This window comes from Paraburkholderia sp. USG1, from assembly GCF_031570135.1.
Taxonomy (GTDB): domain Bacteria; phylum Pseudomonadota; class Gammaproteobacteria; order Burkholderiales; family Burkholderiaceae; genus Paraburkholderia; species Paraburkholderia dioscoreae.
Genome location: NZ_JAMWXW010000074.1, coordinates 1 through 1,715, shown reverse-complemented (window position 1 = coordinate 1,715; position 1,715 = coordinate 1). Strand labels below are relative to the sequence as shown.

The 1,715-nt window shown below is 63.4% G+C and carries 1 protein-coding gene; it reads right to left on the bottom strand.

Annotated elements, in window-relative coordinates; translation table 11 throughout:
- Positions 1–1,715, bottom strand: a 1,715-nt coding sequence (locus tag NE850_RS39290; RefSeq protein ID WP_310700416.1) for an acyl-CoA dehydrogenase, incomplete at both ends; no start/stop codon positions are given.

Here is a 1,715-nt window from a genome sequence, read left to right as displayed (position 1 = left end):
TCGAGCGCCGAGGCCAGCGGCAGCAGGTGCTCGGCATAGAACTGCGCGGTCGCGATCTTGGCGCCGTAGAACGAAGGGTCTTCGTCGCGCTTCCCGGCCGCCACGAGCAGCGCACGCGCCATCTGCCAGCCGCCGAGCACGATGCCCGCGAGTTTCAGATACGGCACGCTGCCGGCGAATACCGCATTCGGGTCACTCTTCGTATTGGCGACCACAAACTCAACCACCGCGCTCAACGAGCGATGACCCTGCGCGAGATACTTCTTCATCGACTCGAACGCCGGGCCTTGCTGCGCGCCGAGTGCTTCGATCGTTTCAGCCACTCCGGCGAGCAGCGACTTCGCTATCTTGCCGCCGTCGCGCACCGTCTTGCGGCCGATCAGGTCGTTGGCCTGAATCGCGGTCGTGCCTTCGTAAATAGGCAGAATGCGCGCGTCGCGGTAGTACTGCGCAGCGCCGGTTTCCTCGATGAAGCCCATGCCGCCATGCACCTGCACGCCGAGGCTCGTCACATCGATCGACAGTTCCGTGCTCCAGCCCTTCACGATCGGCACGAGGTATTCGTAGATCGCCTGATGTTCCGCTCGCGTGGCTTCGTCCGCGTGACGGTGCGCGATATCGCAATGAGCTGCAGCCACGTAAGCCAGCGCACGCGACGCCTCGGTCAGGCCGCGCATGGTCGCGAGCATGCGGCGCACGTCGGGGTGCTGAATGATCGCGACCGGCTGTTTCGCGGAACCATCCACCGGACGGCTTTGCACGCGGTCTTTCGCGTACGCCACCGCCTTCTGGTAAGCACGGTCCGACACGCCGATGCCTTGCATGCCAACCGCAAACCGCGCCGCGTTCATCATGATGAACATGTACTCGAGACCGCGATTTTCCTCGCCGATCAGATGACCGATCGCACCGCCGTGGTCGCCGAACTGCAGCACCGCGGTCGGGCTCGCCTTGATGCCGAGCTTGTGTTCGATCGACACGCAATGCACGTCGTTGCGCTCGCCGAGCGAACCGTCTTCATTGACGAGAAACTTCGGCACGATGAAGAGCGAAATGCCCTTCACGCCTTCGGGTGCGTTCGGCGTGCGCGCCAGCACGAGATGCGCGATGTTCTTCGCCATGTCGTGCTCGCCCCACGTGATGAAAATCTTCGTGCCGAACAGTTTGAACGAACCGTCGCCCTGCGGTTCGGCGCGCGTGCGCACCAGCGCGAGATCGGAGCCGGCCTGCGGCTCGGTCAGGTTCATCGTGCCGGTCCATTCGCCGGAAATGAGCTTGGGCACGTACGTTTGTTTCTGCTCCTCGCTGCCCGCCGTGAGCAGCGCCTCGATGGCGCCATCCGTGAGCAGCGGGCACAGCGCGAACGACAGATTCGACGCGTTGAGCATCTCGATACAGGCTGTGGCAATCAGCTTGGGCAAACCCTGGCCATCGTAGTCGAGCGGGTGCTGCACGCCTTGCCAACCGCCTTCGCCGAACTGCCGGAACGCTTCCCTGAAGCCAGGCGTTGCGGTGACCACGCCGTCTTTCCAGCTGCTCGGATTGCGATCGCCTTCGACATTCAGCGGTGCCAGCACTTCGCTGCACAGTTTCGCCGACTCTTCGAGCACGGCCTGCGCGGTGTCGAGGTTCGCGTCTTCGAAGCCCGGCAGCGTCGCGATGTGTTCGAGACCGGCCAGTTCTTTCATCACGAACAGCATGTCCTTGATGGGTGC